The organism is Pseudoalteromonas sp. SANK 73390 (genome assembly GCF_054966645.1).
In genome coordinates, this window is sequence record NZ_ARPN01000109.1 from 123,560 (window position 1) to 146,202 (window position 22,643).

At 40.0% G+C, this 22,643-nt stretch carries 19 protein-coding genes, 1 tRNA gene and 1 pseudogene; 13 read left to right on the plus strand and 8 right to left on the minus strand.

Annotation, left to right across the window (positions count from 1 at the left end; translation table 11 throughout):
• Positions 1-52 precede the first annotated feature (52 nt).
• The gene (locus tag SANK73390_RS14645) at positions 53-1,912 is read right to left on the minus strand and encodes a cation:proton antiporter (protein ID WP_462766803.1); all 1,860 of its coding nucleotides are present in this window, start codon (positions 1,910-1,912) and stop codon (positions 53-55) included.
• Between the two features lie 651 nt (positions 1,913-2,563).
• On the opposite strand from SANK73390_RS14645, the gene proB reads away from it, so the two are divergent.
• Positions 2,564-3,673, plus strand: a complete 1,110-nt coding sequence (gene proB / locus SANK73390_RS14650) for a glutamate 5-kinase (RefSeq protein WP_261591620.1) — start codon at positions 2,564-2,566, stop codon at positions 3,671-3,673.
• A gap of 3 nt (positions 3,674-3,676) precedes the next feature.
• On the plus strand, positions 3,677-4,924 hold the full coding sequence (locus SANK73390_RS14655) for a glutamate-5-semialdehyde dehydrogenase (protein WP_462766805.1): 1,248 nt from the start codon (positions 3,677-3,679) through the stop codon (positions 4,922-4,924).
• 220 nt (positions 4,925-5,144) lie between these two features.
• On the opposite strand, the gene SANK73390_RS14660 is transcribed toward SANK73390_RS14655, so the two are convergent.
• A tRNA-Ala gene (locus tag SANK73390_RS14660) sits at positions 5,145-5,220 on the minus strand.
• Between the two features lie 133 nt (positions 5,221-5,353).
• On the opposite strand from SANK73390_RS14660, the gene SANK73390_RS14665 reads away from it, so the two are divergent.
• The gene (locus SANK73390_RS14665; protein WP_462766807.1) at positions 5,354-5,758 is read left to right on the plus strand and encodes a hypothetical protein; all 405 of its coding nucleotides are present in this window, start codon (positions 5,354-5,356) and stop codon (positions 5,756-5,758) included.
• A 53-nt stretch (positions 5,759-5,811) separates the two neighbouring features.
• Here the strand turns inward: SANK73390_RS14665 and SANK73390_RS14670 are convergent.
• A pseudogene (locus SANK73390_RS14670) lies at positions 5,812-6,952 on the minus strand (MFS transporter).
• 235 nt (positions 6,953-7,187) lie between these two features.
• On the opposite strand from SANK73390_RS14670, the gene SANK73390_RS14675 reads away from it, so the two are divergent.
• From SANK73390_RS14675 to SANK73390_RS14690, 4 genes are all read left to right on the plus strand, one after another.
• Positions 7,188-7,730 (plus strand): DUF2058 domain-containing protein, encoded by a 543-nt coding sequence (locus SANK73390_RS14675; RefSeq protein WP_261591624.1) that lies wholly within the window; start codon positions 7,188-7,190, stop codon positions 7,728-7,730.
• 114 nt (positions 7,731-7,844) lie between these two features.
• Positions 7,845-8,168 (plus strand): c-type cytochrome, encoded by a 324-nt coding sequence (locus SANK73390_RS14680; protein WP_261591625.1) that lies wholly within the window; start codon positions 7,845-7,847, stop codon positions 8,166-8,168.
• 117 nt (positions 8,169-8,285) lie between these two features.
• Positions 8,286-9,053 carry a class II aldolase/adducin family protein gene (locus SANK73390_RS14685; protein ID WP_462766809.1) on the plus strand — a complete coding sequence of 256 codons (768 nt, stop codon included), beginning with the start codon at positions 8,286-8,288 and terminating at the stop codon, positions 9,051-9,053.
• A gap of 9 nt (positions 9,054-9,062) precedes the next feature.
• Complete coding sequence (locus tag SANK73390_RS14690) at positions 9,063-10,238, plus strand: mandelate racemase/muconate lactonizing enzyme family protein (RefSeq protein ID WP_261591627.1); 1,176 nt, start codon at positions 9,063-9,065, stop codon at positions 10,236-10,238.
• A 222-nt stretch (positions 10,239-10,460) separates the two neighbouring features.
• Here the strand turns inward: SANK73390_RS14690 and SANK73390_RS14695 are convergent, their stop codons facing one another.
• Positions 10,461-12,131, minus strand: coding sequence for a diguanylate cyclase (locus SANK73390_RS14695; protein ID WP_462766811.1), 1,671 nt, complete (start codon positions 12,129-12,131; stop codon positions 10,461-10,463).
• Positions 12,132-12,547: 416 nt separating this feature from the next.
• Here SANK73390_RS14695 and SANK73390_RS14700 point away from each other — a divergent pair, with 416 nt between their 5' ends.
• From SANK73390_RS14700 to SANK73390_RS14725, 6 genes are all read left to right on the plus strand, one after another.
• Positions 12,548-12,703, plus strand: coding sequence for a hypothetical protein (locus SANK73390_RS14700; RefSeq protein WP_462766812.1), 156 nt, complete (start codon positions 12,548-12,550; stop codon positions 12,701-12,703).
• A gap of 24 nt (positions 12,704-12,727) precedes the next feature.
• Positions 12,728-13,288 (plus strand): hypothetical protein, encoded by a 561-nt coding sequence (locus SANK73390_RS14705; RefSeq protein WP_462766813.1) that lies wholly within the window; start codon positions 12,728-12,730, stop codon positions 13,286-13,288.
• Between the two features lie 211 nt (positions 13,289-13,499).
• On the plus strand, positions 13,500-14,063 hold the full coding sequence (locus SANK73390_RS14710; protein ID WP_462766814.1) for a hypothetical protein: 564 nt from the start codon (positions 13,500-13,502) through the stop codon (positions 14,061-14,063).
• A gap of 111 nt (positions 14,064-14,174) precedes the next feature.
• Complete coding sequence (locus tag SANK73390_RS14715; RefSeq protein ID WP_462766816.1) at positions 14,175-14,687, plus strand: hypothetical protein; 513 nt, start codon at positions 14,175-14,177, stop codon at positions 14,685-14,687.
• 35 nt (positions 14,688-14,722) lie between these two features.
• Entirely contained in the window at positions 14,723-15,286 is a 564-nt protein-coding gene (locus SANK73390_RS14720) for a hypothetical protein (protein WP_462766817.1), read from the plus strand.
• Between the two features lie 148 nt (positions 15,287-15,434).
• Entirely contained in the window at positions 15,435-16,208 is a 774-nt protein-coding gene (locus tag SANK73390_RS14725) for an SDR family oxidoreductase (protein WP_462766819.1), read from the plus strand.
• Positions 16,209-16,320: 112 nt separating this feature from the next.
• Here SANK73390_RS14725 and SANK73390_RS14730 read toward each other — a convergent pair whose 3' ends face one another.
• The 4 genes from SANK73390_RS14730 to SANK73390_RS14745 form a co-directional block, all read right to left on the minus strand.
• Complete coding sequence (locus SANK73390_RS14730) at positions 16,321-19,446, minus strand: efflux RND transporter permease subunit (protein ID WP_462766821.1); 3,126 nt, start codon at positions 19,444-19,446, stop codon at positions 16,321-16,323.
• Positions 19,443-20,543, minus strand: a complete 1,101-nt coding sequence (locus SANK73390_RS14735; protein ID WP_261591636.1) for an efflux RND transporter periplasmic adaptor subunit — start codon at positions 20,541-20,543, stop codon at positions 19,443-19,445. Before SANK73390_RS14735 ends, SANK73390_RS14730 begins: the two co-directional genes overlap by 4 nt.
• A gap of 18 nt (positions 20,544-20,561) precedes the next feature.
• On the minus strand, positions 20,562-20,999 hold the full coding sequence (locus tag SANK73390_RS14740) for a DUF2141 domain-containing protein (RefSeq protein ID WP_462766823.1): 438 nt from the start codon (positions 20,997-20,999) through the stop codon (positions 20,562-20,564).
• Positions 21,000-21,301: 302 nt separating this feature from the next.
• Positions 21,302-22,054: a MipA/OmpV family protein gene (locus SANK73390_RS14745; RefSeq protein ID WP_462766825.1), complete on the minus strand. Its 753-nt coding sequence runs from the start codon at positions 22,052-22,054 to the stop codon at positions 21,302-21,304.
• Positions 22,055-22,643 lie beyond the last annotated feature (589 nt).

Here is a 22,643-nt window from a genome sequence, read left to right on the forward strand (position 1 = left end):
CTCAGGTTATATAAGTCATCATCAACCGATGCAGTTAATGATGACTTAAAACTTAACTATTAAGCTTTTCTCCTAAAGAACCTGATTGTTCTTTAGTTTGTGTTGGTTCTTTTAATATCGACATTTTTGGCGGTTGTAAGGCAACTATTCGCTCGCCTTGCTCTGGCGGTTTTTTCATGTTTGTGACAAATGGTCTGATTTGGGGGGCATCATCATTATCATCAGTAATGATAAATAGTGGAATAGCTTCTTTGTTGATTTCTAAATATTGTTGCCAGTCAAACTCTTCAGATAAACGTGTGGCGCTTACTTTACCACCTTTGGCTATTAAGCTACTTAATTTTGCATAATTTCCTTCGTCACCAAAAAGTACTTGACGAGATAAAAATGTTGCACTGTCTTTATTTGCTTTAGCATGGTTTGTAGAGGAGCGAAGTGAGTACACACTTTGCTCGCTCAGTAAGTGTGAAAAATACTGTACACCAAGCGCATTGTGATGACGATTAGGAGACAGTGCTAATACGGACTTTAACGATGTTAACGGTAGGTATCGTTCAGCATGTTCTGATTGCGGGTTACCATAATAACATGGGAGGCCATCCATTCTTGCCATTTTGCAGTTTTCCCATGCGGGGTCTGATAAATAAACGTCAATATTTTGTTCTTTTAAGCCTTTGGCTATGGCACGTGCGACATGATTAGCACCAATGATCAGTAAAGTACTTGGGCTTGGCTGCTTTACCCCCAATAGTTTTGCCAACGGTGATGCCGTTAAACTTTGCAAAACGACGGTGACGATGATCACCGTAAAGATTAGCGGTACTAATTTATTGGCATCAGGGATTTGTGACTCAACCATACTTAGCGCAAATACTGAACCAACGGCCGCTGCTACTATTCCTCTTGGTGCAATCCAAGACAATAACACGCGCGACTTGAAGGGAAGATCTGTATTGTAGGTAGATAATGCGATACAGATTGGACGTGCAATAAATAAGACGATAGCTAAAAAGATGAAGGTTTCAACGCCTAAAAGCATCAGGTCTTCCAGTTTTAATCTCGCTGCAAGCAAAATAAATAAGCTAGAGATTAAGATCATAGAGAGGTCTTCTTTAAACTCAAGCACAGAGTCAATTTCTAAGTCATCTTGATTTGCCAGCCAAATGCCAAAAATGGTGACTGCCAGTAAGCCCGACTCATGGGCAAGGTGATTGGAGACCGTAAAGCTAAATAGCACCAGTGCAAGTATGCCAAATTTATGAAGTTCATAGGGGAGCCATTCTTTACGAATTAATGCACTGGTTAGCCAACCGGCAACCACGCCAACGCTTATCCCGACACCTAATGTTGAGAAGAGTGCGATTAATGTATGGCTTAGCACTTCGCCTTGACCTACAAAGCTGACAGCCTCAAAAACCAAAACAGCAAACAATGCGCCAATGGGGTCAATAACAATACCTTCCCAGCGCAACACTCGGTCTATGTCTTTGGTAGGGCGCATGGCGTTGAGCATAGGGGCAATTACGGTGGGCCCTGTAACAACTAACACGGCTCCTAATACTGCTGCAACACGCCAATCGAGATCTAAAATAAAATAGCTGCTTAAAGCGATAATGACGAAAGTGGCAAACATCCCAACAGAGCATAGATTACGAACGATCTTGCCAATACCCTTAAGCTCTCTAAAGTGTAACGTTAACGCACCTTCAAAGAGAATAACCGCTACCGATAACGACACCACTGGAAATAGTAAATCACCGAGTAAATCATCAGGGCTTAGTTGCCCAGTTATAGGGCCAAGTAACAAGCCAATTAGTAGTAAAAATAAAATAGCAGGTACTTTGAATACCCACGCTAGCCATTGTGCGAACACAGAAAAAACGGCAATTCCAGCGATGTAAATTGCTGACATAGTGTCTCCAGTTAACCAGTTGGTTAACATAGTTAAAGTGTATTAAGCGGGTTTATACCACAGTTATATGACGGCTACGAATTAGAATTTTCACTAAGCTTAATCTCTAATTAAACCATAGCCTTTATACGCAAAAATGGATCATTTCATTTATAATGTACCTATAAAGTGGTATTTTTTATATTTATGGTCAGTATAAGCACTTATTTTTGTGTTAAGTTGAAATAAGTGCGAAACATGCGTTATGCTATATACCGTTTGGTGCAAGGCGCCATTATTCTTTTGGTTTTGTTATAGCAACTATAACAAACTAGCTTTTAGTAATATGTTTGCTTCGATTTTTAGCTAAGCATAATTACTTTTCAACAATTTAACTATTCTTTGCGCAATTATTCATTGCGGCTTAGGTCTTTTCAGCTTCATCAAACCATGATGTACCAGCTGAAAACGGCTCGACGTTGTAGATAAATTACGATGTCACAATCCAATTTTTTAGTAAAGCGACAGCCAGTGTTGAGCACCTATGTGTTAACGCGAAAGCTGTATTGTTATTTGTATTGTTCAACTCTGGTTGTTTTTACTCTCGCACGTCTGCACTTTGCTTGGCGTTGCGTGGAATTAATTTAAGCAAGGGCAACTGCAGGAAACAATATGAACATTTCAAACTCTCGGCGTATAGTGATTAAGATAGGTAGTGCACTGATTGCACCAGACCAAGATGGCTGTCGTGCGCGTTACTTATTGACCATTGCTCAGTTTATTGTACGTTGTCGTGCGATGGGCAAAGAAGTGGTCCTTGTCTCTTCAGGTTCAGTTGCCGCGGGATCACACCTATTTCCAGAAGATGCAAAAAACTCGTCCGTAGTACTTAAAAAAGCGATGGCAGCAGCAGGTCAAACAGAGATGATGGCAACATGGGACCGCTTTTTTGACTTCCCATCGGCACAAATTCTTTTAACGCATGGTGACTTAAGAGATTTAGAGCGTTACAACAGTATTCGTGAAACGGTATTCACTTTACTTGAGCATGGTATTTTACCCATTATTAATGAAAATGATGCAGTAACGACCGACGAATTAAAAGTAGGCGACAACGATAACCTCTCTGCAATGGTTGCCGCAGCTGCAGATGCAGATGTGTTATTGATGTGCTCAGACGTCGATGGGTTGTATGACAAAAACCCTAATTTGCATGAAGATGCGAGTTTGATCCCTCAGGTATCAGAGATATCAGAAGATATTTATGCTATGGCAGGGTGTGCGACCAGTCAAGTGGGTACAGGTGGGATGAAGACTAAAATTGAAGCCGCCGAAAAAGCTACGTCACATGGTATTAGTACATACATTGTTAATGGCTTTAAAGAAAGTACCTTTGAAAAGCTATTGGCGGGTGAAAATCCAGGTACGGTCTTCTTACCTTATGATGAGCCAATGCATGCTCAGCAACATTGGATGACACATACCGCATCAGAGCAAGGTGAGATTATTGTAGAGCATGGCTATGCTGAAGATCTTAAAGACCATGCAGAGCCTTTAGCTGCTGAAAATATATCACATGTTCAGGGCGAGTTCTCTGTTGGAGATACCGTACTGGTACGAACTGAAAAAGGTGAGCGCTTAGCTAAAGCAACAACAAATTACAGCAGTTGCTTGCTTAATTTTCTCGCCGAACAAGAACAAACATCCGATAATGGCCATTTACAAGAGAGTATAGGGCCGGTTATTTCGGGACAAGATATTGCAATGTTGGAGAAATCGTAACTCATGAGTTTAATTACCGAACTATCACAACAAGCCGCAAGTGCGGCTAAACAGTTAGCCTTACTTAATACACAGCAAAAAAATGCAGTATTAACCGATATGGCAATAGCATTAGTGGCACACAATGATGATATTTTAGCCGCAAATGAACACGATTTAGCTCAAGCAAGAGATAACCAGCTATCTGAATCAATGATCGACCGCCTCACGTTAACACCTGAACGCATTGCTGATATGGCCGATGGCATAAAAACCATTGTTGAGCTTGATGACCCCGTTGGCTTAACACGTGACATGGGGGCGAGGCCAAATGGCATAAAAATAAGTAAAATGCGCGTACCGTTAGGTGTTGTATGTATGATCTACGAAGCTCGCCCAAATGTTACCGCTGATGCAGGCGCATTATGCTTTAAATCGGGTAACGGTGTAATTTTACGTGGGGGTAAAGAAGCATTACAAAGCTCACAAGCGATTGCGAAAGTGATGCATCAAGTGCTTGAACAGCATAACTTACCAACTGCGCTAATTAGCGTTGTGCCAGACCCAGATCGTGCATTGCTTATGGAGTTGATGCAACAAAAGCAATATATCGATTTGATCATTCCACGCGGTGGCGAAGGTTTAATAAACTTTGTAACAGAAAATAGCACCATTCCTGTTATTCAGCATTTTAAAGGGGTATGCCATTTATATATTGATGAAGCGGCAGACTTAGATGTAGGACTTAAACTTGCACTCAATGGTAAAACTCAACGCACAGGTGTATGTAATGCATTAGAAGGTATTGTGGTACACAAATCTGTGGCATCAACTTTCTTACCCCGTCTACAAAAAGCATTCGCACACAAACAAGTGGTTATTAATGCCGACACTCAAGCAGCGCAGTATTTTGAAGGCGCTAATGTGATTGATGAAACGCAATTTGGTGAAGAGTATTTAAGCTTAGAGGTCGCAATTCGTGTTGTGGATGATTTTGCCGGTGCACTTGCACATATTGACCGATTTGGAAGCCACCATACAGAAGTTATTTGCACACAAGACATGCAAAGTGCAGAGCTGTTCCAGCGTAGTGTCGACGCTTCAGTGGTTATGGTTAATGCTTCATCGCGTTTCTCTGATGGCTCGCAACTAGGGTTAGGTGCTGAAATAGGCATCGCGACAACCAAGTTACATGCGTACGGACCAATGGGTCTTGAATCACTGACCACTGAAAAGTTTTTGGTTAATGGTGAAGGTCAAATACGGGACTAATCTATTATTTAGGTAGTTAATTTGACTTGAAGCGGGCTGAATAGCCCGTTTTTTATGCTAGAGATATTGTCATCTTGACGGTTTTTTTGGGCTTACTCTACATAGTCATCATGACAAAGGTCATGATCTCATTAAGTTATTACAGGTGTTAGCAAGGCTTTGAAACAAGTTCACAGTGGCGGTGTTTTTGGAGTTACTCTAGTTTAAGGTAGGCGGAAAGTGGTGGAGCTAAGCAGGATCGAACTGCTGACCTCCTGCGTGCAAGGCAGGCGCTCTCCCAGCTGAGCTATAGCCCCACATTCCATCTGGACGAGTCGAAATTTAAAGCTTTTTAATTATGGCGTCAAGTCTTTATCGGGAAAAAATTTTCACATTTTTATCAGTGGCTTTGATAGACTAGTTAAAATTTATGCGCTGATAGAGTTATAGATGTTCAAAAATAGAAAAGATTTTTTATGTGCAAGTATATGTTTTGTTATGTTGGCCTCTTGCTCATCTAAACCCGAGCCGCCTAAATTAGAAATCGAAAAGCAAACATTACATACCAAAATATCAGAGTCAGGGCAGCAGTTATTTGTTTATATTGTTACAGTTAAACCTACTCCAATTATGGTGTTAGATACTCGCAAGCCATTATCACGTTCAGATCTTAAAGCATACGCAAAGCACCAACGAATAGAAGATTCTCCAGAGCTTAAATTGATGCTTGAAGAGCGTGCAGTTATTTTACTAAACAATGCATTAGCAGAAAAAAATTATTGTGCAGATGGGCATAAGATTAATCAAGTATTCTGGCGTCAGCGTAGTGTACAACTAAGGGGGACGTGTGAGTAATGAGGCTGAACATCACTTAACTAAAATTTTTGCACTACACAGGCCACTTACCTTTAACATCTAGATGCTTCTTGCTTGTAAGCACTGTAACTCAGTATTAGCCCCGTTATACATACTAACAATAACCCTAGTAAAAAAGGCGTGGTAGCCAAAACGCTGTAGTATTAGCCCAGGTAAAAATGACCCCAGCGCCCCACCACTGTAATAAAACGAGACATATGCACCATTAGTCACTGTAGGGGGGGCATCACTGAGTTTATTTGCTAGTGGTGACGCGCTTGAGTGGATCATAAACATGCAGGCGCAAAACAAAGTAAATGCAATTAAAAATACGCTTAATATAGGTAACTGCATTACGACCAAGGCTGTGCAGTACACCAAAAAAAGGGTGCTTAACCATAGCCAAGAATTGTTGAAATAGCGGGTAAGGTATGGGGTTGTCATCGATATTATCGCGCCAATAAGGTAACCAGTATAAACCCAGCCAATGGTTTTGCTGTCAGTGATGCCAAATACATCTTGTAAAATAAACGGTAAGTAATTCATCAGGGCAGCAAAGCAAAAAAACATACAAAATACGCCTAAGAATAAGCGTACAATCAACGGCTCTCGCAGTGGTTTTAAGTAGGCTTTTGGAGATTCAGCTTGGCGCATGGGTGGTTGGCATTTTTTTGGTTTAACCAGTAGCGCCAAGATAAGTAAGGCCAAGGCCAGTACAAAATAAAAACTCTGCCACGTAAACCAACTTGCAAAGTTAGCTGCTAGCACCCGACCTAAATATCCACCTAGAATAGAACTGCCGATATAGCGAGTCATATTTTGTTGTAATTGCGCGGCTGAATATTGTTGCCCAATAAAGCCTGTCATTGCAGTGAGTGCAGCTGGTAGGGTCAGGCCTTGAATAAAGCGTAGTACCAGTAACAATTCAAAGGTAGGTGCTAATGCAAATAATAAGCTGGTGACACTTAATATTAGCATGGCAACTTTGAGTAGGGTCAGTGGGTTCTTTCGGGCAAACAGTAAGCCATAAAAAATAGGTGCAACAGCCAAAGGCAACATGGTGATCGACATCAGTGCCCCACTGGTGGCAGCTGACACATTATAATTGTGAGAAAAAATAGTCAGTAAAGGCTGTGGTGCATATAAGACAAAAAAAATAAAAACAGATGACACTAATAGCTGCAATAACGGCATGAACCTTCCTGGACAATAATCGCACTGAACGGTGCTATTATGCGCTGATTTAGATATGTTGAATAGTTTTATATCAATTGGTTAGTCATTATTTGCGATATATCATATTGCAACCTAGCAACCTTTGCTATTGTGACTAGCAGAGCAAAAAAAATCCGTAGATGATGGGTTTGTATATGGTTAAAAAAATCCACTGCGTTAGAATATGGCAATTCGTATTTCATGGAGCAGCATAATGGGTTCATTACAAGAGCAGCTACTTAAAGCAGGGTTAACGACTGAGCATAAATCAAAAGTTGCAAAGTCAGAAAAGCGTAAAGCGCAAAAGAAGAAAAAGAAAAAAGGCGCAACCAGTGATCCCAGTGATCTACAAAAACATATTGAACAAACAAAGCTTGAACAACAGCAAAAGGCTGAGGAGCTTAATAAAGCAAAACAAGCCGAGTTAAAAGAGCGAGAGCAAGTTGCGCGAGTAAAACAAATTCTTGAGCACCACAATCAAGATGAGATACGCGGTGAGCTAACCTTTAACTTTACCTACCAGAACAAAGTTAAAGAGCTTGATGTGAATGAGCAAACCAAGCAAGCGCTGTCAAAAGGGCGGTTGGCTATTTGTGTGCTGGAAGGGCAGTTTTATGTACTACAGGATGAACCTGCTCGCAAAGTTGCCGAAGTTGACGAAAAATATATCGTCTTTCATGTAGAAGATGATAACAACGGACCGAGTGATGATGACCCGTATGCAGATTACGAAGTACCAGATGATTTAGTTTGGTAGTTTTATTCATTACACGTACTGATATCGTTTGCTAATTAGTTACATAGGTGGAGCGAGTACAAATGGTCTACACTGTAAGAGACTTATCCGTTAATTAATAAAAAGAGTAATGTTATGAGTAAGATAAAAAATATAATTTGTGGGGTTGGCCTTTCAATGGTGGCACTTAGTGCAAATGTGGCAAACGCTGCAGATGGCGAAGCACTGTATACTGCTAAAATGTGTCAAACATGTCATGGCGCAGAAGGTAAAGCACCAATTATGGCAATGTACCCTAAGTTAAATGGTCAAAATAAAGAGTATTTAGCAGCGCAAATGAAAGATATTAAATCAGGTGCGCGTAGCAACGGCATGTCAATGGCAATGAAAGCCATGGTTGCTAATGTATCTGATGCAGAAATAGATGCCATTGCAGAGTATTTATCAAAAGTAAAATAATCACTTCGTGAGTTATTAAAAAAACCACCGCCTGTCGGTGGTTTTTATTTGGTTGAACAAATGCCCAGAGTCATTTAGACTTCTAAACATCTAATTGGGCTTATTTAAGGACCCACTATGTTTGAACTACCTACACTCAACTTAAAAGGCCAAGTGTCTGAGCAAGAATGGCAACTCCGTGTTGATTTAGCCGCTTGCTATCGCTTAGTTGATCATATGCGTTGGGGAGATTTAATTTATACCCATATGTCGGCACGTTTACCCGGCACGGATCACTATTTAGTTAACGCGTTTGGTTTGAGTTTTGATGAGGTAACTGCTTCAAACTTAGTAAAGGTAGATCTTGCGGGTAATATTCTTGATGATACGCCGTTTAAAATAAACCCAGCGGGCTTTACCATTCATAGTGCCATTCATGAAGTAAGAGAAGATGCCCATTGCGTTATACATTTGCATACCAAAGAAACGGTAGCGGTTGCAAGCCTTGAGTGCGGCCTTCTGCCACTGAGCCAGCATTCTATGTTCTCGTTGCCGTCGTTGTCTTATCATGGCTATGAAGGGCTTGCAGTGAATGATGATGAGCGCAAACGCCTACAAGATGACTTAGGTACAACCAATCATATGCTATTGGTTAATCACGGTGGCTTAACCGTAGGTCCAACAGTAGGCGACGCCTTTATGCGCTTTTATGACTTACAACGCGCCTGTGAAATTCAATTGGCAATTCAATCGTCTGCTCAGCCGGCAGTGCAAGTACCTCAGCCCATAATAGATAACATTTATAATCAAGCTAACGTGGTTCATAGCGGCAGTACTGGTGGGCAGCTTGCTTGGCCAGCTATGCTTAGAAAAGCATACCGTTTAGACCCCACTTTTGCTCAATAGGAATCTACCATGAAAGTTAATCGCGTCGAAGTATTTGATATTCACTGTCCTGAAAGACCCGCTTGGACTCCAGTATTTATACGTATTCATACTGATGAAGGTATTAGTGGTGTAGGTGAGGCAGGGCTTGCCTACGACTTAGGCCATAGCGCGGCAGCCAGTATGATAAAAGAAATGGCAGAAGCGTTTTTAATTGGCCACGACCCGTTTCAAACTGAGTTGTTATGGTCACGTATGTTACGTGAGAGCTTTTGGGGCTTAGGCGGGGGGCCTGTGGTGTATGCAGCCATGAGTGCCATAGATACTGCGCTTTGGGATATTAAAGGCAAAGCGCTTAACTTACCGGTTTATCAATTGCTTGGCGGTAAGGTTAACCCTGAACTACGTACTTATGCATCGCAATTACAATTTGATTGGGACAGCGAGTTTAAAGCCTTAGTACAACCGCAGGAATACGCAGAGGCTGCACTTAAGGCGATTGCCGAAGGTTATGACGCGGTAAAAGTAGACCCGATTCAGTATGATAAAGACGGCAATACCTATTATGACCGCACTAAAATTATCTCTCGTGCTGAGATGAAACTATATCGCGCGCGTATGCAAGCCATTCGTGAAGCGGTGGGTGATGAAGTGGATATTATTTTTGAATGCCACAGCTTACCCGGTGCCACTTCAGCCATTCAAATTGGCGAAATAGCCGAAGAATTTGATTGCATGTATTATGAAGAGCCAGTGAATTATCTAAATCACTCGTTACATGCCAAGGTGGCTGATAAAGTTGCCGTGCCCATTGCCGGTGGCGAGCGTTTGTATAACCGCTGGGGGGTTCGCCCTTATTTAGAAGATCAAAGTATTGATGTGCTACAACCAGACATTGGCCTGTGTGGTGGTTTTACCGAAGCTAAAAAAGTGTGTGACTATGCTGATATTTTTGATGTGCGTATTCAAGCCCACGTTTGTGGCGGTCCCGTTGCTACAGCAGCATCGCTTCACTTAGAAACCGCCATTCCTAACTTTTTAATTCATGAGCACCACACCTATGCCATTAAAAAGTGGAACCGCGAATTGTGTATCCAAGACCCACAACCTAAAAACGGTGTGTTTAAAGTATCTGAAGCGCCGGGTATTGGTATTGAATTAAATGACGAAGTAGTAATGCGCTCACAGCGTGTTGAGGTTAAGTAATTTAACTATATAGATGAGGGTGTTGATATAGGCAGTACTTTTTAAGCTAACATCGCTTATATGCTAATAAGGGTATTTTTCTGTATCAAGGTGGTTTTCTCTTGCAATAATACCAATAGCATTAGATAAATGACTGAGTAATAATTCTACATGAGTCATTTAGCTCGCTAGAGTGAATAAAATAGCTTTAATTGGGTAACTCGTTTACCCAAAGCTGCAAAGTTAACTGTTTACACTATTGTTATCGTCGCTTTGTGAGTACACTTCAACCCGATTTCTGCCTTTTGACTTAGCCTTGTACAAGGCTAAATCAGCTTGTTTGAGGATGTTATCTATATTATTTTTACTTCCAGCGCAAAGGGTTACGCCAAAGCTGGCGGTAACTGTAAATTGCTCGAGGCACGTATCAAAATTAATATCTGAAATATCTTGCCTAATACGCTCTAATAACCCCACTGATGCGCTCACACGCGTAGATGGCAGTATGATACAAAACTCTTCTCCTCCGATACGGGCTACGGTGTCGCAGTCTCGAAGGGTAGTTTGTAAGTACTTAGCCATTTTGATTAATACCTCATCACCTTTATCATGACCCCAAGTATCATTGACGGTTTTAAAATGATCAATATCCATAATACATAGTGTTAATGGGCTTTTATATCGCGTGGAGCGGTTTAACTCATGACTAAGTACATCGTGTAGGTGGCGTCGGTTAAATAAGCCCGTTAAAGGGTCTTTAATACTGAGCTCTTTGAGTTTTTGGTTGGCGTTATTAAGCGCTTGCGTGCGCGCTAGAACTTTTTGATTAAGATTGTCGTTTAAGTCTTTTAATGCGCTAATCATATAATTAAAGTGCTTGCTGAGCTCTTTGACCTCTTGCAACCCACTCACGTTGGTGTAGGGGTCAAAGTTACCTTTGGCGACTTTGTTAGTGTGGGAGATGAGTTTTTCTATTGGATTAGAAATATAGACCGAGATACTCACGCCAATGGCAATCGCTAAAACTAAAATAATACCTTCTAACAAGTATATAACAATACTTGTTTTTTTAATCGATTCACTGATTTCAGCTTCATTCATTTTAACAACAATCCCCCAATCAAGGGATGGTAAATAGCGTGTTGATGCTAAAACTGCTTGGCCTGTGTAATCAGGTGCATGGGCCATAATAACTTCGTTACCCATTAATGCTTGTGTGATAGGGGTTTGCACGTTACTTTTACTCACAGTACGTTTAAATGCGGCTTGTGAGTCGTATTTTAGTGGCACTGCAAATAATGCATCGCCATCTTGGTTGCGTACAGCGAATAGCCATTCACCACTTTTTCCCAATCCCGTACGTTCTTGGATAAGTTCTATCACAAAATCTGCATAAAACTGCGTTTCAATATAACCAATAACATGATTATCTAGCATTAGCCTGTTTAAACTGGCAACAAATAACTGTTCATCAGCATGATTGAGTTTCACTAAGGGGAGGGCTTTTTTTATAGGGAGCGCTAATGTAGTAGACAAGCTTTGGTTAAGTGTAGAGGTCACTAAATTACCCTGCGTATCATAGATGCTAATGTTGTGCAGGCGGGTCATGCCCCCTTTAGCATCTTTGATTATTTGAGTTACCTTTTGCAAAGCAAGTTTATCGCGCAGCTCTAACCATTTAACCAAACTAAGTCGCATTTGGGTGCGACTGGCAATGAGTGCATTGCTATCAATAACACGTGCAATAACTGCTTCAATTCGCTTTTCGGCAATGAAGGATAAAGCTTCAAGCTTTTCTTCAACTTGGGTTCGATGTTGTTTTGCAGTGTATTCATTAAGGTATTGCAGGGCTAAAAATAAAGGCAGTACAGACAAAAAGATAAAAGACAGCGTAAGTACGTGTTTTAATTTCATGACAATGACCTAAGACAACAAGCTAATCATACAGCGCGTTAACTACTTCTACTGTAGTGTAGCGTATTGTTGTTATTGCACCATGGCGTGAAGTGTTTAGAGGTGAATAATAAAATACTCACAACTCAAGCCAGCCTATCTTATTGGTCAGATGAACACAATAAAAGCTCATAAATTCATTATATCAATAACGCACTGTAACTAAATTATTTGTTGAATTCACGCTTAATCAGTAACATAAGAGTACTGATATGCGGCTTTTATGCTGTATCAGGAATGAGAATATTAATAATTTCATACAAACCAAACCTTTGCGTTAAAATTGCACCTAAATTGATGTTGCTAAGTTGTGTACACTCGGTTAACATTGTCGCAATGAGGTGAGGGATGTATGCCTGAAAGTAAGGACTTGGATAATGAAAACCTCAATGAAGCTAAAAATTAAATCAAAGAAGTTAAAAAAGTTGTCGACAGAGCGCGCTAAATTGGTTGCTGGTGGACAAGATGGTGGATCTCCTCCACAAGTACAGAGAGCTTATTGGTCTATGCCTTATATAACCTGCAATAGCTAAACAAAAGCAAAATTAAGGATCAGCATGAATGAACTTTTATATAATCTAGGTTGGGGATTAAAGGCTGTTGAGTTTTTAATAGTTTTATTTTGGTTAAAAAAGTTTTCAAAAATGAAATGGAAGCTTTTTTTTGGAATTAAAAAAGATCTAGCTTCAACTCAGCATCACGAACTCTATTCGTGTTTTTTAACTGCATTTTGTTTTCTTGTTTTCCACCTTATAAGCTCTGAACTTGAGCAGTTCTTACTATCGCTGGAGATGGAGAGGGTAGAGCACATTAAGCTTTTTTATACCAGCATTGCTGTGGTTCATTTTTCATTTGTGTTGATGTTGTTTTGCTTACATTTGATTAGAGGTTGTACTTTTTCTTCAACAGCGCGTATTTGTACCTACACAAAAATAGTTTTTATAATGTTGCTTGGTATGGAGTTAATATCGCGTGGTTATTATGATTATCATGAACTTACTCCTATATATAGGGTTGGAGCATGGTTGTGCTCTCTTATTGCTATTGCAGCACTAGCAACTTACCCTGTTCGCTCAATTAAAGGTTACTTTAAACAAAAACGGGCTGCGGCTTCTTAAGTAACAAGTTAAAACATATAAAATTTCATTCATGCTAAAATGGCAATCTCTAGATTGTCATTTTTTTGTAGTTCGATTAAGCGTAGTGGCTATCACGTTGCACGATTCGATCTTATGGGCCATCAAAGTTGTGCATAAACAGGTTTGTTCACTTTTGGTCTTTAAATAATGGTTTATGTGTAGATGGATTAATAATATGGACTTTGTATAAATGAGCCTAAACGACTTTTTATATCAGCTAGGGTGGGTTTTTAAAGGGTATGAATTGCTGATTGTATTATGGTTTTTAGTAACGCAATTTCCCAAGCATCGTTGGTCTTTATTTTTTTCCCGACACCAATCTCTTAATTCACTGCAATTACATGAAATGCACTCTTGCTTTATGAGTGCAGTGGTATTTATGCTGTTTCATACTTTTGGTGGGGAGGTTGAGCAATACTTGCTTTCATTAGAGTTTAAACAGATTAATCGAATAAAGGTATTTTATACAGGCGTGATAGCACATTTTTTTATATGTCTACTGACAATGTATGTTTTTCACCGACTAAGAGGGTGCCTTTTTTCAAAAACTGCACGTATTTGTATGTATATGATTTTCTTATCTTCAGCACTTTCATTCATGCAATTAATCGCACGAGGTTATTTTAATTACCATGAACTAGGGATGGTATATCGTATTGGCGGTTGGGCTTGTAACATTATCGCTATTGCAGCGCTTTCAATTTACCCAATCAGGCAAACATTGGCTTATTTTCAAACGCAAAGAGAGGCTTAATCTATGTTAATTTTACTTACTCGAGTTGAGTGAACTAAGAAAGTGGATGTTTATTAATGAGCTTCAATGATTTTTTATATCAGCTAGGATGGATTTTTTAAAGGGTATGAATTGTTGATTATATTGTGGTTTGTAGTAACGCAATTTCCCAAGCATCGCTGGTCTTTATTTTTTGCCCGCCACCAATCTCTTAATTCACTGCAACTACACGAAATGCACTCTTGCTTTATGGCCGCGGTCTGTTTTTTTACTGTACATGTTTTTGCAAGTGAGCTAGATCAATTTATTCTTAATATGATACCGAAACTAGGTGATAAAATAAGGTTGTTTTATTTGGTATCTATGATGAGTTTCTTTTTATTTCAACTTATGCTTGTTTGTGTGCATCGTATAAAAGGTTGCTTATTTTCAAAAGCGACACGTATTTGTTTATATACATCTATTGTTCATATGGCTTTGTTATTCATGCAATTAATCGCCCGTGGCTATTTTGATTACCACGAATTAAGCATAGTGTATGTGATCGGCGGCTGGGCATGTAACATTATCGCTATTTCCGCGCTTTCTATTTACCCCATCAGGCAAACTTTGGGTTATTTTAATACCCAAAAAGAGCAATTTTAAAGTTAGGGTGTGTTGATGCTAAGGGTATTGTATAAATGAGCCTAAATGATTTTTTATATCAGCTAGGATGGATTTTTAAAGGTTATGAATTGCTGATTGTATTGTGGTTTTTAGTAACGCAATTTCCCAAGCATCGTTGGTCTTTATTTTTTGCTCGCCACCACACTCTTAACTCACTGCAACTACACGAAATGCACTCTTGCTTTATGGCTGCGGTACTTTTTTTATTATTCCATATAGTCAGCAGTGAAGTCGAACAATACCTGCTTTCACTTGAATTGGCACGTGTTGAACTGATCCAAATATTTTATATGGGAATGATTGCGCAAAAATTTGCTTTTTTAGCTGCCTTATATACGGTACATCGCCTGCTTGGGTGTTTATTCTCAAGAACAGCGCGTATTTGTATGTATGCGAAGTTTATATATTCATTGCTGTTATTTATGGAATTAATTGCCAGAGGTTATTTTAATTACCATGAATTGGGCATAGTTTATCGTATTGGCGGTTGGGCTTGTAACATTATCGCTATTGCTGCGCTTTCAATCTATCCCATAAGACAAACGGTGGGGTATTTTGCAAAACACTCAGAGCCCTGAGCGCAGAAGTAGCGCCTAAATACCGACACATCTTTGTTAAATACGATTGATATTATATTGTGACTTGCTACATCAACATGCATGTCGCATAAATACCAATGTGGTATATGCTTTGGTGATAAATTTAACCATTTAGAGATAACTACCAATGAAGTTAAGCGAAAATACGATTTTAATAACAGGTGGCACAAGCGGCATTGGTCTTGAAATGGCGAGGGCTTTTTTAGAGCTAGGTAATACCGTTATTATAACTGGGCGAAATGAACAAAAACTACAACAGGCACAAGCGCAATTAGACGGGGTACATACGATAAAAAGTGATGTGAGTAACCCCGATGATATTCAAATCTTATATGACGAAGTGTCGAAAAATCACCCAAAGCTTAACATGTTAATCAATAATGCTGGCATGATGCTTAAAGTGAATTTACAAAGTCACTCGCACAGTGCGCAAAATTTAGTGAAAGAAATTGATATAAACGTGAAAGGGCCAATTTGGATGGTCGATAAATTTTTACCATTATTAAAGCAAAATTCAAATGCAGCCATTGTTAATGTTTCGTCAGCCCTTGCTTTTGTGCCTATGCCGGTTTCTCCTATTTATAGTGCCACAAAGTCAGCGCTGCACTTTTATACTTTATCGCTTCGTGAGCAACTGAGAAATACCGATATTAAAGTATTTGAATTAGCACCTCCGGGCACAAAAACAGAGCTGCTAGATGGTTTTAGTGCCGAAGATATGCAAGGCAGTACCGCCATGTCAGTTACTGAACTGGTTGCAGATTTAATCAGTGGCTTGAACAAAAATAAAGATGAAATTAGACCAGGCCAGTCAAATCAACTGAAGTTTATGAGCCGCTTTTTCCCTCAGTTTATTTTAAAAATGATGAGCAAAAGCGTTGATGATATGCACAAAAGCTAAGTTAACCGAAAATATGTCTCTGCCTGTACTGAAAGGTCTGCTGATAGCAAGCTAGGCAGTATTGCCTAAATATTCAAATGCAGGGTTACACTATGTAACCCTGCATTAATACTTATAACGCCTTAGCTTTTTGAGTTTGATGCGCTTTTGCCATTGTGAACTCTCTCATGGTAACAAACGCTTTAATATCTGATGAAATAATTAATAACGTGGGCATTAGTATTAAACAAATTAAGGTTGCAAATAATAAGCCATAAGCCAACGACACCGCCGCGGGGATCAAGTACTGTGCTTGCTCAGAGGTTTCATTCAAAAGTGGTAAAAGCCCTGCAAAGGTGGTGATTGTGGTTAAAAAAATCGCTCTAAAGCGGTCTAAACAGGCTTGTCGTACGGCGTCTACTTTACTCTCTAATTCATGACAAAGCTGGTTATAGCGATTCACAATCAATAGGCTGTCGTTCACCACAACACCTGAGAGCGTTAACATACCCAGCCATGAATAAAGGCTTACACTCAGGCCTAACCAAACATGCCCAAGTACTGCCCCTACTAAACCAAATGGCACAGAGAACACAATCAGTAAAGGTTGACCATAGCGTTTTAACGGGATGGCTAAAAGCACATAAATAAGTGCAATAGCTACGGTAAATGCCACACCTAAGCCCTTGGTTGACTCAACGGTTTGCTCAAGCTCGCCTGCGCGTTTAAGCCCAGCATTTGGGTATTGCGACTTTACGCTTCTATTATATATTCTTTCCAGCTGCGTATAGAGCTGCTCGGGTGATATAACGCTTTTATCAACATCAATTTTTAACGAGCGAGTTAGCTCACCATTAAAGCGGGTGAGGGTATTATTGACCGTGGTTGTTTCTACATCAGCTACTGCCGAGAGGGGAATCGGTTGCCCTTTATCATTATAAATGTATAGCGAGTTAAGGTCTGAGCGCGAGTCTCGCATTTGTTGGTGGAAGGTCAAATACAACTTTACTCGATGTTCGTCGCGATAAAAACGGTCAAGCTCTAAGCCACCATAAGCAGTTGCCAATTGCTCTGAAAGCATACGATGAGTAATACCAAACAATTGTGCCTCAGGTTTTAAAGTAAAGGCCAGTTGCGGCATCGCTGAGAGGTTTTCTTCTAGTACGTTATTAACGCCCTCTTGGCGGGTTAACCACTGCTTTGTGAACTCACTAATTTCGTTCAGTTTATTGATATCTGGGTGGTTGAGTCGAATATAAGTCCCTGCGCTTGTGCCTTCTAAAGATACGGTGACTTCAACACTTTGTAGCGCTTCTATATCAAGTAGCGCTTTGCGCCATTGATTAGCGACCTTTCTAAGGTTGATCTCGGTACGTAGGTCACGTCTTATTGGCTCTGCAAACACCACAATGTTGCCTTGCTCGAAGGTTACTGTCATGGCTTTTTCAATAATATCCCCATCAAGTGCATGCGTTTGTTTATATTGCTCATTGATATTGGCTCTTACCGCCTTAACTTGTGCTTCTGCTTTTTGCAGTAACGACACTGGCACGTTTTGTTCAAGATTAAGTTCAAGTATGATCAAATCACTGGGTACATCTGGAAACATCACGCTGCGAATGGTGCCATTTTGCAAGCTACCTAAAATACCGAAAACCATGCTAAGAAAGCCAAATAAACATACATAGCGATACCTTAAGCAGGCGTCTAACACGGGGCGGTAAATTTTATGTGCTAATAAGTCTAGTAATTTACGCGGGTAAACCGTTAGTTTTCTGGTGAATGAGTTTGCTTCATTATCAAATTTTAGTGACCGTAAATGTGCAGGCAGAATAAGCTTCGATTCAATTAACGAAAAGAGCAAAGCAACGATCACAACCCACGCAAAGCCTGCGAACAAACGGCCCGTTTCTGATGGAAATCGAGTCATTGGCAGCAGGGCAGCAACGGTAGTTAATACCCCAAAAATCGTCGGTATCGCAACGCGCTCTGTGCCTTTAATTGTGGACTCTATAGAAGTACCATGTTTTTCTTTATAGCTGTAAATACTCTCGCCAACCACAACTGCATCATCGACCAAAATCCCCAATACAAGGATAAAGCCAAAAGTGGTTACTTCGTTAATGGTGTACTGAAAACCCAGCTCACCTAAAACAATAAATGTGCCAGCAATCGCCACTGGCAAGCCCATGGCAACCCAAAACGCTAAACGCATATTTAAAAACAGCGTTAAGATAATAAAAACGAGTAAAAAACCTTGTATTGCATTTGTTTGCAGTAGATCCAAGCGTTCTTGCACATAGTGTGCAGCGTTAAACCACACTGTAATATCTAAGTTATTAGGCAAGGTGGCTTTAATCTCCTTAACTGCAAGCTCAGTTTGTTCTGAAATTTCTAACACATCGCTGGTGGCTGACATTTTAACCGCAAAGCCCATGGTCGCTTGGTTATTAAATGTCACATTTGAGTCATGTTCAGTGATGTCGTCTTTAATGTCAGCAATGTCTGACAAATAAATAATATGGCCTTGCTCTGTAACTGTCACCACTAAGCTTGAAAGCATTTTTTCTGTTTCTGCAACATGGTCAGAGTACAGTAGGTATTTACCATTGGGGGTTTTAAGTACACCACTTTTGGCACGTACCGATTGGCGGTTTATGGCAGTAGAAATATCATCAAAGCTGAGCCCATATTGACGCATTTTGTAGGGGTCAACTTGGATATACACGGCATAAGAATGGGCACCGTATTCTTCAATTTTTTGAATAGCAGGGTAGCTTAATAATTTTTGCTTAACGGTCTCACCGACTTTAATCAAGCTATCTGGGTCAGTATCGCCATGCAGTTGTACCAGTAATGCATCAAATACTAAGGTTTCTTGTATTATTTGCGGTCGCTCGGCAAGTAATGGCCAATCATAAATGCTGTCTATACTCGATTTAACATCTGCCATTAATCGGTTCATGTCGTAGTCAAGTAGCTTAACTATGGTAACAGTGAGGCTATTTTGCCCGGCAATACTGTTAATCGACTTTATGCCACTGATCCCTTCAAGGGCTCGGTCAATTTTTTGGCCGATTTCTCGGTCAACTTGCTCTGCAGTTTTACCTTCGTAATAAGTTGATATAACAAGCTGATTGGACGGTAACTTAGGCACAATTTCTTTACGCATATTATTGGCGCTTAGCAATCCCCCCAACAACAAAAACATCATTAATAAATTTGAGGCAATGGGATGGCGTATAAACCACTGGATCATAACGCCTCCTTAGTGGTCATTGGTGACTTTACCGCCAGTTCCATCCCTTGACTTAAGTAGCCTCTTGGAAACTCAACCACACGTTTAAACTGGGGGTTTGGCATTGGAAAGTACACCATACCGTTATTCATAGTAAATTCGTTTAATTTGTGGCGATATGTTTTGTTATGTTCATCAAGTAGCCAAATTTCATATTTTTCTGTCAGTGCTGACTCTGGAACTGAATAAGTATTTTGCCAGTTTTTATGAGGAAGCTGAACGTACACATTTTCGCCAAACATCGGCAGACTGCTATGTTCGCTATCAATACTCACATATAAGGTGCGTTGCTGGTTTTCGCTAAAGTGACTTACACCCGTGACTTTACCTTGCCAAGTTTTTAGCTTATTTAAACTGTAAACGGTGAGTTGCTTATTAAGGAGTGGCGTATCTAGTTCGTCAAATTCTTCAATATTTATCGGCACCCGAATTTCACGTTTTGCTTTGGGTAACGCTGATGCGACTGAACTGCCAGGTCCTACATACTCGCCCAAGTTCGCTTTTATTTGTACCAGCTCGCCATCAAAAGGTAGTGCTATGACGGTACGGTTTAAATCCACTTTTGCTTGTTCAACTTGTAGCTCTGCTAGCTTAAGTTGACTTTGCGCTGATTTAACAACCAAGCTTTTGGCGTCGTATTGAGTTTGCGCATTTTTAAGCTCTGTTTTTGCTTGCGCCCACTGTGATTGGGCGTTGGCAAGTGCGACTCGATAAGGTAGTGGGTCAACATGTAATAGCGCACTACTTTTGTCTAACAATTGACCCTTACGAAAAGCATCTGTTACAGAGATGATACGCCCTGATACATCGCTGGTTATTTCAGTCATTTTAAGTGGTTCAACATAACCTAAGCGCATTAAACTGGGAAGTTGTGTTACTGGCTCAATGTTAACCACCGAAGCGACATGTAGGCTCGGCCCTGCATTATTTGTAGTCGGTCTTTTGATGTTAGCTTGCTCTGCTTTTTCTAGCTCATCTAACACCACTAATAAAAAAAACAACGCGACTGTCGTGGCAATCGCTTGCCTTACTCGTAAACTTGAAAATACACGCTTCATAGCAAGCTCCAAACAATACTACTGTAAGTTGATAAATACTTGTGCCAATTGGCTATTAAACTTGAATTTACTTTGTACAAAGGTCGGTGATTGATTTTGCGCTAAATCAACACCACTGATAGCCAGCTTTTCTGTGGGAGCACCTAAGAAGTTCTCATCTAATTCTTTGTTTTTGTTCTCATCATGGTAGGCAAAAATAGCGTACTCACCATGTTGCAGTTTTTCAAATTTGCACAGTGCTTTTTGCTTATCTACGATTTGTCTGCAGACGGCCACAGGCGGCTCTTTCGAGTCAAACTGTGCGGCTTTATTCATCAGTGCGACTTGTATCTCACCATCGTTATTTTTTGCGGAATTAACAACAACTTCAAGTACGCCTTCAGATGTTGTGATTGGGTTAGCCACTGCCATTACTGGTGATAGCATGAGTGTAAACGCGGTTGCTCGAATCAACATGGTCGCTCCTTGTATGTGATAAACTCAAGAGTAAAATGTGTGTTATAAGTGAGCATAATACGGATTTAAAAAATACGGGTCAGTAAGCCTTTGTAAATAGCTTTTGCAACTGTTGAGGTAGAAAGTTTGGGTTAGAATTTGGTTAAGGTATGCTTTAAATACAGGTAAAAAGAAGCGTTTATTAACGTGATGAAAATGCAATTACATCGAGATTTAGTGCATATAGTTAAATGCTCATGGCGAGTACAGAGATGGGGAAAGCCTAAAGATAAAGGCTTTCTCCAAACACGGAATTTGCAATATTAAAAGCTATACACAAAACCGATAGATGCGCCGTAACCGTAGTCTTTATCGTCGTCAACGAGTGGACTATTTTTGATTTCGTCATCAAGTGAGAATGCGCTAACTTCACTAAATAGTGTAATGCTCTTAGTTAGCTTGTAGTCAAGGGAAAGTGCTGCACCAAAAGTGGATGCCGAGTCAGCTTTATAAGCTGCACGGCTTGCTGTTGCTTCTTTACTCGTTACGCCATAGTAGTAATCAACTAAATCTTCACTTTGCCAGCGCCAGAACACACTAGGAGTAATTGTAAGCGCTTGACCTTCGATAGGATATGCCCAAATTGCAGAAACCTCATCTCCTTCAGATGCGTCACTTACGTCAGTTAGCCATTCAACTGACAAAAAGCCAATTTCTTCTGAGTAGTAGTTTACACTTGCACCTAAATCAATACCAATATCTCTGTCGTCCATACCCTTGAATGTGGCGTTGTCTTCAGCTTCATACCCTTGTAATCTAAGCGCGCCAATCGCACTTACCCACATATTGCTATTAAACTGTAAATGATACTCTGCTCTAGTTGGAGACAGGCTGAAGTTTTCACCTTCATACATTAAAACTGGCAGTATATAAACTTCAGTATCAATATTTTTATATACGGTAGAGCCATTAAATGCGCCCAGACCCAAGCCAAAGTTACCTTCAGCATGTGCCGCATTAGTCGCACCTAGCAGCAATGCAGATGTTAATGTGAGTGTATATAAATGCATTTTCATCGTATTTTCCTTGTTAAATCTTAGCTGTGTTCACAGAGGTAATTGCTGAACAGCTCAGTGCTGTTCATTCACATCACTGACTTCCTTATTAAACGAAAAATCTGTGTGCTGTTTCAATGCAATACACAGGCATATGCCTCAAATAACGATATAGGTACTGTAACAACCTGAGCTTAGTTAATGAGTGCCTGTTGTATTTACCGGGCCTAAGATACTGAGTGCGAAAATACAATTCAGTAAGTGATTGTAAGGAGCTGTAGTTTCTTTAAACAGCTGAGTATATGATATATATACCCAATAAAGGTAAACTCTTTATTTATCAAAGGTTTGTTGGTGGTTTATGATTTTGGTCATATTATTTTCGGATACATTTATTGGTTAGTTTTGTTTTTTTTAATGCAACAAAACTTAACTACACCTTTGATTTTTATTGCTTTTTATTATGTAAATTGTTGTTTTAAAGATTTTAACAATTTTAAACATTTACAAGGCATTAAATGGGGTGTTTGTTAGCTTATTTTTTATTTTGAGCATCTTGGGCTTTATACAATTGATATCTCTGTGATTAAAAGCAGTTGAGTAGCTGGTT